At 47.0% G+C, this 16035-nt stretch carries 12 protein-coding genes; 7 read left to right on the top strand and 5 right to left on the bottom strand.

The window, feature by feature from the left end:
• Positions 1–59: 59 nt before the first annotated feature.
• Positions 60–1313 (bottom strand): CinA family nicotinamide mononucleotide deamidase-related protein, encoded by a 1254-nt coding sequence (locus tag A1OO_RS05350; protein WP_241819045.1) that lies wholly within the window; start codon positions 1311–1313, stop codon positions 60–62.
• Between the two features lie 467 nt (positions 1314–1780).
• Between A1OO_RS05350 and A1OO_RS05345 the strand changes: the two genes are divergently transcribed.
• Positions 1781–2668 carry a DUF3943 domain-containing protein gene (locus A1OO_RS05345; RefSeq protein WP_016960518.1) on the top strand — a complete coding sequence of 296 codons (888 nt, stop codon included), beginning with the start codon at positions 1781–1783 and terminating at the stop codon, positions 2666–2668.
• A gap of 78 nt (positions 2669–2746) precedes the next feature.
• Here A1OO_RS05345 and A1OO_RS05340 read toward each other — a convergent pair whose 3' ends face one another.
• The 3 genes from A1OO_RS05340 to cysB form a co-directional block, all read right to left on the bottom strand.
• Positions 2747–3469, bottom strand: coding sequence for a sulfite exporter TauE/SafE family protein (locus A1OO_RS05340; RefSeq protein WP_016960519.1), 723 nt, complete (start codon positions 3467–3469; stop codon positions 2747–2749).
• Positions 3470–4684 carry a methyltransferase gene (locus A1OO_RS05335; protein WP_017004836.1) on the bottom strand — a complete coding sequence of 405 codons (1215 nt, stop codon included), beginning with the start codon at positions 4682–4684 and terminating at the stop codon, positions 3470–3472.
• Between the two features lie 127 nt (positions 4685–4811).
• On the bottom strand, positions 4812–5786 hold the full coding sequence (cysB, locus tag A1OO_RS05330) for an HTH-type transcriptional regulator CysB (protein WP_017004835.1): 975 nt from the start codon (positions 5784–5786) through the stop codon (positions 4812–4814).
• A 330-nt stretch (positions 5787–6116) separates the two neighbouring features.
• Here cysB and A1OO_RS05325 point away from each other — a divergent pair, with 330 nt between their 5' ends.
• From A1OO_RS05325 to A1OO_RS05300, 6 genes are all read left to right on the top strand, one after another.
• The gene (locus A1OO_RS05325) at positions 6117–6872 is read left to right on the top strand and encodes a hypothetical protein (RefSeq protein ID WP_016960522.1); all 756 of its coding nucleotides are present in this window, start codon (positions 6117–6119) and stop codon (positions 6870–6872) included.
• Positions 6873–7193: 321 nt separating this feature from the next.
• Positions 7194–9167, top strand: a complete 1974-nt coding sequence (locus A1OO_RS05320) for a methyl-accepting chemotaxis protein (protein WP_016960523.1) — start codon at positions 7194–7196, stop codon at positions 9165–9167.
• Between the two features lie 10 nt (positions 9168–9177).
• Entirely contained in the window at positions 9178–10479 is a 1302-nt protein-coding gene (locus A1OO_RS05315) for an ABC transporter substrate-binding protein (RefSeq protein WP_017004834.1), read from the top strand.
• A 325-nt stretch (positions 10480–10804) separates the two neighbouring features.
• Complete coding sequence (locus A1OO_RS05310; RefSeq protein WP_016960525.1) at positions 10805–11629, top strand: DUF3100 domain-containing protein; 825 nt, start codon at positions 10805–10807, stop codon at positions 11627–11629.
• 3 nt (positions 11630–11632) lie between these two features.
• Complete coding sequence (locus A1OO_RS05305; RefSeq protein ID WP_017004833.1) at positions 11633–12082, top strand: hypothetical protein; 450 nt, start codon at positions 11633–11635, stop codon at positions 12080–12082.
• Positions 12082–13269: a M20 metallopeptidase family protein gene (locus tag A1OO_RS05300; RefSeq protein ID WP_017004832.1), complete on the top strand. Its 1188-nt coding sequence runs from the start codon at positions 12082–12084 to the stop codon at positions 13267–13269. The genes A1OO_RS05305 and A1OO_RS05300 overlap by 1 nt, the downstream gene beginning before the upstream one ends.
• A 141-nt stretch (positions 13270–13410) precedes the next feature.
• Here A1OO_RS05300 and adiA read toward each other — a convergent pair whose 3' ends face one another.
• Positions 13411–15705 carry an arginine decarboxylase gene (adiA, locus tag A1OO_RS05295; protein ID WP_016960528.1) on the bottom strand — a complete coding sequence of 765 codons (2295 nt, stop codon included), beginning with the start codon at positions 15703–15705 and terminating at the stop codon, positions 13411–13413.
• Between the last annotated feature and the right edge of the window lie 330 nt (positions 15706–16035).

Below are 16035 nucleotides of genomic sequence, written 5' to 3'. Positions count from 1 at the left end.
GCGAATCAAAAAAACGCCTGACAATGTCAGGCGTTTTTCTCTAAATACTTCAATGGGTATCAATTCGCATCGTCAGCTTCGACAGGAATGTGCAGCGATTCTAGCGTCACCAACGAAGCGATATCTGGGAACATCGTGTGCCCCGAAAGATAACGCCTTAACATATCAAGCAACATGGTCGCCGTGTAACAGCGAAAGTTCTCGTTGGACTGAGAACGACGAGGCTTCACTATAATACCCCAATCACCATCTGCAGCAGAAAGCCCCAGAGCAACACGCCCTGCCTCCATGTTTCCACATGCCAATCCGATGTTTACACCTGCATTTTCGCGAGACGCCGTTGCCATCGCTAAGACCGCCGCGAGCGGGTTATATTCACTATCCGTAATCAGTGTCGAGTCACTGAGCACCCACCCCTGAACGAACGCCTCTTTCGTTTCCTCTGCCTGATTTAGCCAATTAGCCAAATACCCGCCAGAGAATTTTTCAGCCACTGCAATGGTTGTATTTTCCTGCGACAGCAAACCACCGACAGTTTCAAGCATCGGCACACCGTCACCCACTAAGCGATCACCCAACACATTTCGTATCGCATCGGTGATCAACGAAATATCGGAGTGTTGACGCGGAGAGAACAGCTTTACCTCAATAAAAGGTAACGATGAACGGTATCCCAGTTCAAAATCATCTGGCAGTGCGAGCGCTTCTAACTTGTCGTTAAGAAGGGACTCGGAAAAACCGAAGGTGTACAGACGTTGAATTTCTTGCTTTTTCGTATTAGGAAATCGTGTTTGAAGACGTGACACAATTTCATTCTCAAACATGTGCTTGAATTCACTTGGTACACCCGGCGTGAAGAAGAAGAGACAATCATTAAGTGTCGCGGCAAATCCACACGCACTGCCCACTGGATTATCCACTAGTTCGGCACCTTCAGGGAGCATTGCCTGCTTAATGTTGCTTTTCGGCATGGCTTTACCGTTTTTTTCAAACCGCTCTTTGAGCTCGGTTAGCCAGTGATTATTTAATTCAAGGTCAACGTTCATGGCCATCGCCATAGCTTCAGTGGTCAGATCATCTGTGGTTGGCCCAAGCCCACCATTCACGATCACCACATCGGAAACTTGACTGCATCTCACCAATTCAATGGCAATATCATCTACCGCATCACCGACAGTGACTCTACGATGCAAAGCAAAGCCTTCCTCAAAACAGCGTCTCGATAACCAAGCTGCATTGGTATCGGTGATATCACCGTGCAGCACTTCCTCGCCAGTACTTAACATTGCGACCCGAAGTTTGCTCTGTCCCACCGATATCTCCTTGTATGCCATGACGTAAATCCATTATGCCCAGACACTTACCGCTATCGCAACCCGCGATATCTTTTATTCGCATGAATCGTAGTATGCCGTTTTTTCCTTAGGAAACTTCATGCTTCGAACCCGCTAGGCGAACTGGGTTTAGGTTGATTTTCTCGTCAGACTTCCCACTTAAAGAGAAATTAGCTCTCTCAACCAAGACAAAAGTGCGACCTCTATCAAGTTTTTGGTGGAAATATGGGCCTTTCCATTGCTATGATTAGCGGCTTAATTGTGAGTGCCTCACAATTGGTACGCGGTATCGGTTTAACGCCTTCCGTATCGGTGTTGTTATCATGGACGTATTTCGCTGAACACCGACTGAATAACATCTTATTACTAAACACTTTTCTTGCCAGGCCTTACCAGCAAAACACATTGCTGAATGGTTTGGCATTTTGTTGTGTGGGAGATCCTACGTGCGCTATCGCTCAACCGTGGCTGCGGCCGCTCTGTTCTGTGCTCAATCGGCCTTTGCTTTTGATGCATCTACCCTCGATTTCGAGCAGCAAGCTTATAACTATTCGAGCAACTATGGCTTCGACACGCTTGCATTGAACCAGGCGCAAACACAACCCCAAGACAATGCGCTTCGTTTTAACGAAGCTCCAGCGCACCGTCTACCAAAATATTTGTCTACGGCCCCAGAAAAAGACTGGGACTACCTGATGGGTCAAACCTATACCATTTTGGGTTTAAGTGTCGCGACCGTCGGCTTGATGACATTACTGCCTGAAAGCGTCACTAACTGGACAGCAGAAGATCGCGACTTTAGTAACCTTTCCAGTAAATGGTGGGACAATGTGTCTGCGGGTCCAGTCTGGGACCAGGACGACCATTACCTGAACTACGTGATGCACCCTTACTTTGGCGGTGTTTACTATACGGCTGCGCGTCACTCTGGTTTCAATGAATTCGAGTCATTCTTGTACTCATTCACCATGTCGACGTTCTTCTGGGAATATGGTGTAGAGAGTTTCGCTGAAGTGCCATCTATCCAAGATATTATCGTGACACCATTATTTGGTGCAGCTGTCGGTGAATGGATGTACCTCACTGAACAAGATATTGTCGCTAACGGCGGCGAAGTCATGGGCTCAGACACAATGGGTGGCGTCAGCTTGTTCTTCCTTAACCCTGTCGGACATATCCACCACTGGATAACCGACATGTGGCAGGGTGACACTGACGTGCGCATGAATTATGACCCTTGGTTCAACAACCAAGAAGCCGCACGGTATGCAGCAGATGCGGGCGCACCTTACGACAGCCAGTTTATTAGTATGCAAGTCAGCTTGAAGTTTTAATAACGAATAGTTTGATACTGCACACTGAAATGTGCTGGTAAGAAAAAGCCGACATGATGTATGTCGGCTTTTTTTGATTCAGGAAAAACCACGTACGAATGTTGTCACACCAGCAAACGAGCATAGAATCAGCAAGCCGTGTCTTACCCATTCAGCACGAACACGCGGTGCCACTTTAAACGCTACCCACGAACAAAGAAATACGACAGGCAACGACATAACACCGACTTTGACATGCCACCATTCGAAATAGCCAGTCATTCCCTGCACAACAAGAGATATGGCACAGCTAAAAATAAAGTAACCCGCCAAGTTTGCTCTTAACTTAACAATGTCCATTTTCTGCAAAACCAATGCCATTGGTGGACCACCAATACTGGTTGTTGTGCCCATAACCGCAGCAGCAAAGCCCGCCCAAAACATATTCTTATTGCTCGGCTCCACAGAAAACTTGAACACACTAGCGACAACCGCAAACAAAACAGCTAGCCCCATGATAATTTCTAACGCATTGATTGAGAGATACAACAGCAATGCGCCAGCAACAAAGGTGCCAGGGATTCGGCCAACAAAAGCCCAACCAATACCGCGCAATGACAGTTGACGGCGATATTGCCACGTATTCACCATGGCAAGAAACAAGGTTACCAACGTGACGGTCGCTGGTACCAGCGAAGGTTCGATCATCATAAGGAGGGGTGCGCCAACAATCGCCAGCCCAAACCCAATAATGCTTTGAACAAACGCGCCCAAGCCCAAGGCCAACATCACCATGATGAGCTGTTCATAGCTCAGTTCCATTTAGCCTTTCCTTGTGGCTTGAATAAGAAGATTTCTCGGCGTCAACTCACGCGCACAGAATGTAGTTACGTCGACATCAAAACCGTTTTCGCTCAGAAACAGCGCTCTATCGAGAACCAGCCACATCTCTAATGGTCGGCGAAACAGCGTACGTATGGTTTCCATTTTTTCAACGGTCGAAAACCGTTGCTCTCCCTGCGAGAGAAAAGCTGCAAAGTCTGTGTTATCTGGAATGGAAATACCTTTTTTATCAGCAGCCCATCGGCAAAATGCCTCAAAGCCTTCATTTAACAAAGACTTTTGTATATTCGGTACAGGCAGATAACTGTCACTATGGCCTAGAGCACGCTGCAAGCTATCAAAGCCCAAGCGAAAACTCACTTCAACAATACGCTTGTTTCGCACTGTTTTCCCTGCGGTGACAGTTTCTTGCAGTGGCAGCTTTAGATCATGACGACTCAAGGACAGTAAAGAGCCCGTCGCCACAATGGACAATGGCTGATAGTAGACTTCATTGATCAGATGATAACAACAAGGTGAGACAGAAAGACTTTGCGGTTTGGCTTTCACACTATGGCGTAACAGTGTCACGTGCAAGTCACCACAGGCATGCAACGCTACCGCATGATCACAATGACTGACCAGTAATTCACTCTCGGGTGAAAATGCATCACCATGGACAAAATGCATCGGTAACTGATGTTGATTGGCATAAGCCTGGCCGTCTTGGCACAGCGCTTCCTGCCATTCTAGACTGGTGACACCAACCTGACGTGTAGCCGAAATGACACGCCCTAGATACCCTTTTCCTGCGCACCACTCCAACCAGGCACCCTTGTTAGATAGTGGTATCGCACTGTTGAAAGCAGTTATCTGCGACCACTTTCGACCTGGGATACCTGTAGCAATATGGCTGTCGCAATGTATCTCTGGCCGATTTTGGGTTTCTACTTCAGTGCCACATAATGATACCAACTGCGCCGCCTCAGGCAGCCACGCTTTCACTGTCTCCGCTAACCGCTCTGGCGATTCCTTATACGCTTGCAGTTCTTTTAGACACAGCAAATCTAACCATTGGCATAGCTCAGGATGAGAAGCTCTCCACGGCAGATCAAGACAATCAAAAGGCATTCCTTGCCATAGCGAAACATGACGCTGCAGTAAGGCATCAATTTGCAGAAAACGCTCTTTTTGAACGAGGAAGGATTGAGACAAGGTGAATTCCAACTATCAGCCGACACAAACGGTGTATACCCCAGTATATAGCACCGTAAAAGCGGCAAAAACACCTAAATCTGCACGAATAGCAGAGCACTGACAATATAGTACACCGCGTCTAACGCTATCTAATAGGGAGATCAAACGGCGTAAAGAAGCTATCTAACTCGCTGGGATCTTTAATCTGCATGGCGGTATCAATGGTGCTCCTATCAAGGTGCGGCGCAAAACTCTCGATAAAATCATACATGTAATTACGCAACACCGTGCCACGCCTAAAACCGATGCGTGTCGTGCTTGCATCAAAGATGTGGCTGGCATCAATAGCGACCAAATCTTCATCCAAGTCTTTATCATAGGCCATGCTCGCCATCACCCCAATACCGATGCCAAGGCGAACATACGTTTTGATAACGTCTGCATCTGTTGCTGTAAACACAATATTCGGCTTCAGCTTGGCGTTATTGAACGCACTGTCAAGACAAGAACGTCCAGTAAAGCCAAAGACATAAGTAACCAATGGAAAACGCGCGATATCATGAATGGTCACGGCAGAACGTCGCGCCAAAGGATGGTCTTTTCTCACAATCAGAGACCTTGTCCAGTGATAGCAAGGCAGCATGACCAAATCTTCATAGAGATGGGATGCCTCTGTCGCGATAGCAAAATCGGACTTTCCTTTCAAAACTAAATCGGCGATCTGGCTTGGCGCGCCCTGATGCATGTGCAAAGAAACATTCGGATAGCGCTTCACAAAACGAGATATGACATCAGGCAACGCATATCTTGCTTGAGTATGGGTTGTTGCGATGTTGAGTTTACCTTTATCGGGTGTGGTGTATTCGTAAGCTACTGACTTGATACTATCCACACGAGACAAGATATCTCTAGCAATATCAACAATTTGTTCTCCTGCGGGTGTCAGCTTGGTTAAGTGTTTTCCACTGCGACCAAATATTTGCACCCCAAGTTCGTCTTCCAACGCGCGAACTTGCTTACTGATCCCCGGCTGCGAGGTGTAAAGACTTTCCGCCGTCGAAGAAACATTAAGGTCGTGATTGACCACTTCAACGATGTATTTAAGTTGTTGTAATTTCATAAGGTTGTAGTAATCGTGAATGATTATACATATGTTATATCGTGTATTGGCAAGCGGACGAAGTGCTGAGATGCATAACCATTACACAGCGCCCAAAATACCGCCAAACTGGCTGCAGTGTTGCTGATATTAATCCAGGCTTACACACCAAATAATGCCATCATAGCTTCGCAAATAAACGTGCAGTGAAACGCACTAAATCATAGAAAAGCAATACGACACGCCAGAATTTAGCTAAGATCGAAAATAGTACTAACAAACTATGACCATACTTGCAGATCGTGTATCTTAGGCCGTCTTAGTTTTAACAGGGATTATCGACGCTCACTTATGAATATCGCCTTAGTGGTTGGCTTATGCGTCATCCTGCTCGGTCTCATTGTTGGCTACAACATTATGGCTCAGCAGCGTCAACGTGTAGAGTCATCAAAGCGCCAGGAAATGGCAAAATATATTGCAGTTATTGATGCCACTGAAGAGCTGATCGGTAATGCACACAACCTGCCTTATAGCGGCACCCTGCTGGTATGTCTTAACCAGAAAATTCTAGATGCATTGAAGACAATGCATGATATTGATAAGACTGATCGCTCACTTCCACAGCGCATCTCGGACGTGCAAGCACAGATCAATCAAATCAAACAAACTTACCAAAACAAAGAATCGACGTCTTTTCGTGTACCTGACAGCGATCGTGAAGCCATCTCAATGCTTAAATTGGTAAAACGTTTGAGAGCAGTCATCAAAGCTGAGCACACCAAAGGTCGTTTGCCTACACAAGCATTTGTGTCTGAAAATTCTCGCTTGGAACAGATGCAGATGAAGATCAATATCGAAAACGTTCTCAAACGCGTTAACGATGCGAAGATCAAAGGCCAGATGGGTACAGCTCAACAATTGCTGAAAAAGGCATTAGATGTGGTTAGCAGTAAAAGTGACCCGTATTGCCAATCTGCAAAAGAAAGTCTTTCTGCCATGCTTGAAGAAGTCAACACATCACTGAGCAAAGGTCACGAAGCCAACAGGCCTAAAAATGATGAAAACAAAGAGCTAGACGAGCTGTTTGCACCGAAGAAGAAATGGTAATTTCACACATTCTGTAAAAGCCCCTTCTGGGGCTTTTTTTATGCCAAAGAAGCATCCTTCATTCCCCCCCTCACTCAACGCCCAATGCCCACCTGAAACAGTGTGACATTCGTTCCTCATTTAATTCGTCATGTAAAATATTGGTGTGGATATATCACTTTTTCATTAAAGAAATGACTTATGGGTGCCGATACCCCTGATTAGTGTCACAATCTCTGGCATTTTTAGCCGCTTTGAAGATAATTATTTTCAAGCGTGAAATTAGAGCCCAGCAAGACTTTTAGTCTTTATCTTTCAAGACTGTTGTAGAGTGAGAGAACAATGAAGTTGTCCGTCGTTCAGAGAACAATCGCCGGTTTTGCCTTGATGTTTGTGTTAATGGCAATACTTAGCAGTATCAGTTTGTTCAATGCCAAAACACTGCAAGGGAAAGTAGAACAAATTACCAACCAATCCACACCCATGGTCGTCGCCTCGGGTGATTTGATCACCCAATTGATGCGAACCAGCCTTCTTATTCGCACGTTTCAAAACGATCCGACAAACGCTAACCGTGTTGACCAACAATTTGATCGTCAAAAGCAAAGCTTCTTTCAAACGTTAAGCCAGGCTCAACAAAACGCACAGCACGACGACGAACGTAGACAAGTTAATGCTATCCATCAGGCTTCAACCCGATACTTTGAACAAGCACGCACGCTTATCAACCTACAAAAGCAATCAGATACACTGATTGCTCAACGTCAAACGCTGGATCTGCAATTTCTTCGCCTTGAAGACACTTATCAGTGGGCTGCGAATCTTTTACTACAAAAAGCCGCAGTAAAACGTTCACTGCATAACCGCGCCGAACTCATTACCAGTGGTATCGCACGAGACATGAAAATGTTGCGTCGTGCCGATCAAGATACTGACCTCAACCAACTAAGGTCAGCATTGGCGAAAGATATCGAGATTGCATTCAAACGTCTTGAGCGCATTTCCGTTGAAGACGATGTTAAAGCGCGTTATTCACGGAACCTGAAAAAGGTAGAGCAGCTGACTTTAGCTGAAAGTGGCGTATTGGATGTGATGAGCCGCCAACAGCAAGTTAACGCCCAGCTTCAACGTGAAAGCACGCAGACAGACAAGCAGATGAACGACATTCAATCTCGCCTGCAAGCTTACGCAGACTATGCACAACAATTGGCGCAGACCAGCCGAGATGACGCAGAAACCGCAGTGAGTGAAGCCTTGCTTTACATCATTGTGATGACCTCTGTCGCCGCGGCCATTAGCTTGTGGGTTGGCGTTAGCACAACGCGCAGCATTCAAAAGCCGCTCGCACTTATCACCAACGTCTTACACAAAATGACCGACGGTGATATGCGTACACGCGCTAACTATCACGCCAACGATGAATTCGGCGAGCTAAGTCGCTCTATCGATATGCTGGCAGACACCATGTCACGCACCTTGGCGAAATTTGGTGATGGCGCGAAGCATTTGCTTAGTGAAGCGAGTCGTGCAGCCCTCGTCAGTGACAGCGCCATGACCCGAGTTGAAGACCAGAAATCCCGTACCGACCAAGTGGCCGCGGCGATTTCAGAAATGGAAGTCAGTGCCAAAGAGATTTCTCGTTCGACAGAACTTACCGTCGCAGAAGTCGAAAACACCAACCAAACAGCGAACAGTGGACGTGCGCAAGTGTCTCTTAGCCGTCAACTGACTGAGCAGCTTTCGAGTAATATCGGTGAAGCCGTATCTAATACTCAGCAGTTGAACCAATATTCCAACAATATCGGCTCGATTTTGCATGTCATTCAAGATATTGCCGAGCAAACTAACTTGCTTGCCCTAAATGCCGCCATTGAAGCTGCACGCGCAGGCTCTCACGGTCGCGGTTTTGCCGTGGTTGCCGATGAAGTACGCGCACTGGCAACACGCACACAGCAGTCCACTGAAGAAATCCAGCAGATGATCAATAACCTGCAAGGCAACGCATCACGTATGGCTGAAACCATGAGTGCTAGCCAGAAGCAAATGGATGATTGTTTAATCCAAACGCGGTTAACCGATGAAACTTTGCAAGACATTGTGGCGCGTATGGAAGCGATACAAGATATGGCCGTGCATGTCGCCCAAGCAACCGAAGAACAGATCAAAGTCAGCCATGAAGTAGCAGAACACATTAATGGCATTGCCCACGTTGCTTATGAAGCAGAAAAAGATGCCCGTGAGTCAGCATCAAGCAGCGAGTCTTTGGCCAATCTGGCTCAAGATCAGCAAAACCTAATATCAAACTTCCGCGTTTAAGGAATTGAGAATGAAACATATAGCCAAACTATCTCTCGCGGCCTTAGCGCTTACCGTCACATCATTTGCACATGCTCAAACGACACTGGTGATTGACTCTTGGCGCAGCGACGACGCGGTATGGAACGAGAAAATCATCCCTGCTTTCAACAAGCATTATCCGAACATCAAGGTTGAGTACCGCTCACCTTCAGATATGGATGCATCAAAGTGGAACAGCAATATGGAGCAACGCTTCGAGCAAGGCTCCTCGGGTGACTTGATAGCTTGCCGCCCGTTTGATGGGTCGCAAGCACTTTTCCAACGTGGCTTGCTCAAAGAAGTTACTGAAATGGAAGGGATGGAAAACTTCCCGAGTTTTGCCCTTGCTCCTTGGCAGACCGACTCTGGTGCACAAACCTTCTGCCTGCCGATGGCTTCCGTCATTCATGGATTTTTCTATAACAAAGATATTTTCAAAGAATTAGGGGTGAACGAGCCTGTTACCAATGCGGATTTTTACTGGGCATTAGAGAAAGCCAAGCGTGCTGGATATTTGCCACTGGCAATGGGAACAAAAGACAAATGGGAAGCCGCCACCATGGGCTTTCAGAATATCGGCCCTACCTATTGGAAAGGTGAAGATGGCCGAGACGCCCTGCTTACAGGCAAAGAGCGTATGGATAGCAAACCCTATCGCCAGACCCTGAGTGAGCTAGCCAAGTGGTCGAAGTACATGGGTGAAGATTTTGAACAGCGCAGCTACGCTGACTCAATCTCGGCATTTGCTAACGGTAAAGCTGCTATCTACCCTGCAGGCTCATGGGACATCATGACCTTCGCCGGCAAAATTGACATGGGAGTGTTTCCGCCGCCTGTTGAAAAGAAAGGTGATGCTTGCTACTTCAGCGATCACACAGATTTGGGCATGGGTATTTATTCGAAATCCAAAAATCCTGAGGCCGCAGAACTATTCCTGAAATGGATGACCACGGCAGAGTTTGCCGAGTTGCTCACCAATGAAATATCAGGATTCTTTTCCCTCTCTAACCACTTCTTCGATGTGAAAGACCCTATTGCGCAAGAGATGATCTCTTGGCGCGATCAGTGTGATTCTACCATTCGTAATTCTGCACAAGTGCTATCCCGTGGTGAGCCAAACTTGGAACTGGAGATTTGGGAAACGTCGGTCGGCGTCATGGCGGGACAAATGTCGCCCTCACAGGCTGCCAATCAATTGCAAAAAGGCCTAGAAAGCTGGTATTTGCCGCAAAGAAACAGCACCAAGTCTGTGTCTAACGCTGCATGTAACTGCTCGCCTGTGGTTCAATAGCATCCAAAAGAAATCAAAGTAGCTCCTACCTCAAACCCGACCTTACGTCGGGTTTTTCGTATCCAGCAGGTAAGCATCGCACTGACTGACGCTTGTTGCAGTATGGTGTCAGCGGGTTGCCACTGTTGCGCCTAGGCGCTAAAGACCAACACAATACACACCAAAGTCATCGTCTTTTTACCTAAAAATAACCCTTAATTCCGTAAGGGAATAAGATATTTAGTTTTCATCTAATGACTCACAGCAACAGTTGATCTCATTCACGTTTCGTTTTTCGGGCCTCTCTATAATCAGCCTCGATTTCAACTATTAATGATGATGACCTATGAACACAGAAGAAAACAAGAGCGGTCAAGCTCGCGTTGTAATGACAAGTGTTATCGCTGTATCGGCGCTGATTTTCGTTTCTCAGTTTATTATTGGCACCCAAAAAATTGATATGGGATTCGCCACCATTTCCATACTCCCTATGCTGTTTGCCGTCATGCTTGGTATGGCTCTATCCGTGAATTGGACCAAAACAAAAATCAAAGCATGGGGCAAGGTCTTTACTGCTAAAGAAGAAGGTTTCTGCGGCAAAATGGTGGGTTACTGCCTGCTGGTTCTTGGCACCCAATATGCGGGAATGATCATCCCTAACCTGGACATGATCATCGATGCTGGCGTACCTCTCCTTTTCCAAGAGTTGGGCAACCTACTTCCTATCCTCATTGCCGTTCCGCTCGCTGTTAAGTTCGGCTTTGGCCGCAAAACCATTGGCGCATGTTCATCAATCAGCCGCGAGCCTTCCATTGCGGTGGTTCAAGGTAAATTTGGCACAGGTAGTCCTGAGTACGTTGGCGTATTGGCGATTTACTTGTGTGGTTCGGTTATCGGTACCTTGTGGTTCAGCGTACTAGGCAGTATTGCCCCACTTACAGGTCTTCACCCACTCGCACTGGCTGCGGGCTCAGGCGTGGGTAGTGGCTCAATGCTGAGTGCTGCATCTGGCGCATTGGTTTCGGGCTTGGAGCCTGAAATGGCGAAGCAAGTACTGAGTATTGCTGCTGCATCGAACCTACTTTCTTCTGTACTTGGCGCACTGTCACTGACCTTCTTGGGTCTGCCGCTTGCTGAGTTCGTTTACAAAATCTGCAACAAAGGTAAATAAGCCATGAAAGTCATTCTGAATGATATGAAGCTGGTCTCTCTCGCGATTGTACTAGCTGGTTTTACCCAGTTCCTGACTAACGGCACAGCACCACTAGAAATGGTAAACAGCTTTATTGCCATGTCTGTGATTGTTTTCTTATCACTAGTAGCAAAGAAATTTATTCCGTCGTCGCTACCCACGTTTGCCTACGCAACCATAATCGGCATTTTAATCTGTCTGCCTGACACCGTTATCCGTACTTACTTCCTTGAGTCAGTCGGTAAGATCCAATTCCTATCAGTGTGTGTGCCACTGCTAGCATTTGCAGGTCTGTCTGTTGGCGGCCAAATGGAAGAACTGAAGAAAATGTCTTGGAAGGTGATCGTTATCTTCCTTATCGTTGCGACGAGCTGCTTCTTTGGCGCGTCGATGATTGCGCAGATCGGCTTTGAAATGAAAGGAATCATCTAATGTCAGCGAAATACAGCCAATTTAATCTAGACAGCAAACTGCTCGAACTACACGCTTTCAGCGTGAACACTCGCCGTGATTTGCACCAGATCCCAGAAGCATCAGGCCAAGAATTTAAAACCACCGCATACTGCCAAGCGTTGATGACTGAGCTCGGCTACGCACTTACCACGTACGAAGGTTTTACCGGCTTTATCGCGGACCTGACTATCGACGAGAGCTTGGGTCGAGTGGCTTTCCGTGCTGACATGGATGCACTGGAAATGGACGACATGACAGAGAACGACTACCGCTCTCAGCATGAAGGCCGTTCACACAACTGTGGTCACGACACCCACATGGCAATCATTCTGACCACCGCTAAGTACTTGTCAGAAAACAAGGATTCACTGAAACACAACGTTCGCTTTGTGTTCCAAATGGCGGAAGAAGACATGCGTGTTCCAGGCGCCAGTAAAATGGTAGAGCTTGGTTGCATGGAAGGTGTTGCAGAAGTGTATGCCCTGCATAACGACGCGGCACTCGAATACGGCATGGTAAAAATCAACAACGGCATTATGTCGTCTTACGGTTCTGCGTGGACACTGGATGTTCACGGCGTCTCTGCACATGGTTCAACCCCACAGAAAGGCCTAGATGCGATCCGCGAAGCGAGCCGCATCATTATGGACATGGATTACATCGTTGCGAAACGTACCAATCCATTCAGCCCTGCGGTATTTGGTTGCGGCATGTTCAATGGCGGCAGTATTCCTAACGCTATCCCTGACTACGTGCAAGCACGAGGCACCATTCGTGCCATGGATGCAGAAACCGATCAGATCCTGAAAGACAGCTTTGGCAGCATCGTGAAAGAAAGCGAAATCCGTGGCTTCAAAACCACCATGGTTTGTGAAGGCTATCCTGCGGTGATTAACCACGCCGATGCGTATCAGCGTGTTATCGATGCAGCGCGTGACACCGTGCCTGCAGACCGCCTAGATCCAAACGGCAATCCAATGACGGGCTCTGAAGATTTCAGCTTGATGGTAAACGCGGCTGAAAACCAAAAAGGTGCAATGTTCTTCCTAGGTAGCGGCAACAAAGAAGCTGGCATTTGTAACTACCTGCATGCTAACCCTTACTATGTTGATGATGATTTCCTTCTTGTGGGTGCTCAGATCTTTATTCGTATCGCCTGTTCATAACACCAAAATCGTTATGGTACTGGCTGCGTAAAGAAAGGTTTCGCTGATAAAAAGAAACACAAATAAAAAGAAGGCCTGATGTCTCCATCAGGCCTTCTTCATTTTTTCACCCGCTAAGGCTGTCTAAATCTCAGCAAAGGCTCAAACGTTTTTAACACACATGACGTGGTAAATGCCGTCGTGCAACTCAGTACCTTCCGTCTCCTTCTCGAAGCCAGGGAACTCTTCATCCCACACTTCTAGACTCTTAAGGTACTTGATCTGCGGGCTTGTCTCATCGCCAAAGCTTTCTCCAGACATCAACATTGGGATACCCGGTGGATACGGGATAACCGCATTTGCTGCTACACGTCCAACCAATTGAGACGATGGCACCATTTCAACATTATCAGCAACAATCGCTTCAAATGCTGCATGAGGTGTCATCACCGCTTCAGGTAAGGTTTCATACGCGGCATTAAGCACTTCACCAGGATTATGTTGTTTCAGGTAGCCGAAAATTTTATCGCCTAGCTCTTTCAAACCCATATTTCCGTAAAAATCAGGGAAATCAGCAACCAGATCTGGCAATGCTTCTTCGAGCGGTGTGTTGTCATCATAATGGCGTTTAAACGCCATTAAAGTGTTAACCAAGGTTGCCCATTTACCTTTGGTAATACCCATAGAGAACAGGAACATCACTTGGAAATCCGTAGTACGGGTTGGCACGATACCAAAGCGACCAAGGTACAAGGTCACCAAGGCTGCTGGGACACCGGCATCAAGGAGATGACCATCATCACCCATACCTGGGGCGAGAATGCTGACCTTGATCGGATCGAGCATGCACCAATCGGCTGGCATATCTTTGAAGCCGTGCCAATTGTCATTCGGGTGCATGACCCATGCGTCTTGGTTTTCGCACAATAGGTCAGCTGGCGCATCTTCAAATGCGTAACTCTGACCTGATACAGGATCCTTGACTGTTTCCGCATTCCACGGTTTGAAGAACCAATCACCGTCTTGATTAAACTCACGATTGAGTCGACCCATCGCTTGACGGAAATCCACCGCTTCACGGATTACTTCCAGCGTCAAAGAGTGTCCGCGGTTGCCGTCCATCATGGACGCTGCGATATCATTCGAGGCGCAGATTGCGTACAAAGGGGATGTCGTAGCATGCATCATATAGGCTTGGTTGAATCGTTCGAAACTGATCGCGCCTTTACCGTTACGGACATGCAGGAACGAAGCCTGAGACAGTGCATTCAATAGTTTATGCGTTGAATGCGTTGCAAACACCGTTGGCCCATCAGGGTCTTCAACAGGATCGCCGCGCATAGCGAAGTGATCTTCATAAATAGGGTTGAAGCGCGCATAACCATACCATGCTTCATCGAAGTGAATACGATCACTACTCTCTGCAAGAATGTCCTGTGCTTTTTTAGCGTTGTAGCAAAGCCCATCGTAAGTACAGTTCGTAAGAACGGCATACACCGCGCGTTGGTCGGCATAATCTTTGGTCAATGGTTCCGCTTTTGCGCGTTGCTGCAATACGCTCTTCGACAATTGATCCGGAAAGATAGGTCCTATAATTCCGTACCGATTACGTGTTGGCACCAGATAAACGGGTCTAGCACCGGAAATCATGAGCCCCTGCTCGATAGATTTGTGACAGTTACGGTCACAAATGACCAAGTCGTTCGCTTTCATACAAGCTGACATGATGGTGCGGTTAGAACCCGATGTCCCGGTCACCAGCGAGTAAGATTGGTGCGCGCCAAACACACGTGCAGCATAACGTTCACTTTCACCAAATGAACCCGTATGGTCAAGCAAAGAGCCTAAACTGCCGCGTTCGATCCCCATGTCTGTGCGAAACAGACCTTCACCGTAGTAATTATAAAACCGCTGACCTGCTGGCGTTTTAGTGAAGCCCACGCCACCTTGGTGCCCAGGGGCTGCCCACGAATACTCATGAATATCATCATAATTCATCAATGCTGCCATCAGTGGCGGCAGAAGCTGTGCGCGATAACGAGTGATTGCGGCCACTGCACGGCCTGCAATGAAATCGGGCGTATCTTCAAGGATCCATGCGAACTCATCAACATTCTCCATCATCTCGCGAGTGACATGAAGAGTGATTTTTTTACGCTCCGCTAGCAAGAAAACCGGAACGTTTTGCTGTCTTTTGTTTAACTTTTCGATGAGCACATAGAAACGCTCATTCTCTTCGCTTTGAGAGCCGCTCATGGCCGATGTCAGCATGAGACAATCTAGCGCTGTGTTTGAATTAATCATGGAGTAACAATCATCGAAACTGTTTGCGACCATGACTCGGGCACCACTGTTTTCGAGTTCAGCAATCAGCCTTTCAATAGCGTTGCCGACGACACCCTCTCTATGGGCCTCTTCTAGAATCAATACGTTAAATTTCTTTCCATAGGTTTTCATAGCCCTGCTCCGGCACTGTACTTGAAGAAGAGTTGACTCAATTGTCGTTAAGACATCTTCAACATAGAAGAGCGCGGGATAAGACAAAGTCGCAAAATAGACATTTTAAGTAAAAAGGTGAATAACAGCTTTTTGGGCATGGTCAGTTCAGAAATCTAGCACGCGATTGAACCTGAACGATCCGAAGAGAAATTATCCTCCCAATCGTTTTATCGCTGATCTGTCTTGTAAAAGAATCAATTTGTCATGATGACAACATCTACTTTCAATTCGACGGTAATCACGTTTTCACATGGTTTCTAACTCAGTTCTCGTTAACGTAGCAATGCT

Origin of the sequence: Enterovibrio norvegicus FF-33, from assembly GCF_000286835.2 — a bacterium.
GTDB lineage: Bacteria > Pseudomonadota > Gammaproteobacteria > Enterobacterales > Vibrionaceae > Enterovibrio > Enterovibrio norvegicus_A.
This window is presented reverse-complemented; position numbering and strand designations above follow the sequence as displayed.

Excerpts from the sequence above, each read along its gene's own strand:
- A1OO_RS05315 (WP_017004834.1), top strand. The coding sequence starts at position 9,178 with ATGAAACATATAGCCAAACTATCTCTCGCGGCCTTAGCGCTTACCGTC.
- A1OO_RS05320 (WP_016960523.1), top strand. The coding sequence starts at position 7,194 with ATGAAGTTGTCCGTCGTTCAGAGAACAATCGCCGGTTTTGCCTTGATG.
- A1OO_RS05340 (WP_016960519.1), bottom strand. The coding sequence starts at position 3,469 with ATGGAACTGAGCTATGAACAGCTCATCATGGTGATGTTGGCCTTGGGC.
- A1OO_RS05300 (WP_017004832.1), top strand. The coding sequence starts at position 12,082 with ATGTCAGCGAAATACAGCCAATTTAATCTAGACAGCAAACTGCTCGAA.
- adiA (WP_016960528.1), bottom strand. The coding sequence starts at position 15,705 with ATGAAAACCTATGGAAAGAAATTTAACGTATTGATTCTAGAAGAGGCC.
- cysB (WP_017004835.1), bottom strand. The coding sequence starts at position 5,786 with ATGAAATTACAACAACTTAAATACATCGTTGAAGTGGTCAATCACGAC.
- A1OO_RS05325 (WP_016960522.1), top strand. The coding sequence starts at position 6,117 with ATGAATATCGCCTTAGTGGTTGGCTTATGCGTCATCCTGCTCGGTCTC.
- A1OO_RS05305 (WP_017004833.1), top strand. The coding sequence starts at position 11,633 with ATGAAAGTCATTCTGAATGATATGAAGCTGGTCTCTCTCGCGATTGTA.
- A1OO_RS05310 (WP_016960525.1), top strand. The coding sequence starts at position 10,805 with ATGAACACAGAAGAAAACAAGAGCGGTCAAGCTCGCGTTGTAATGACA.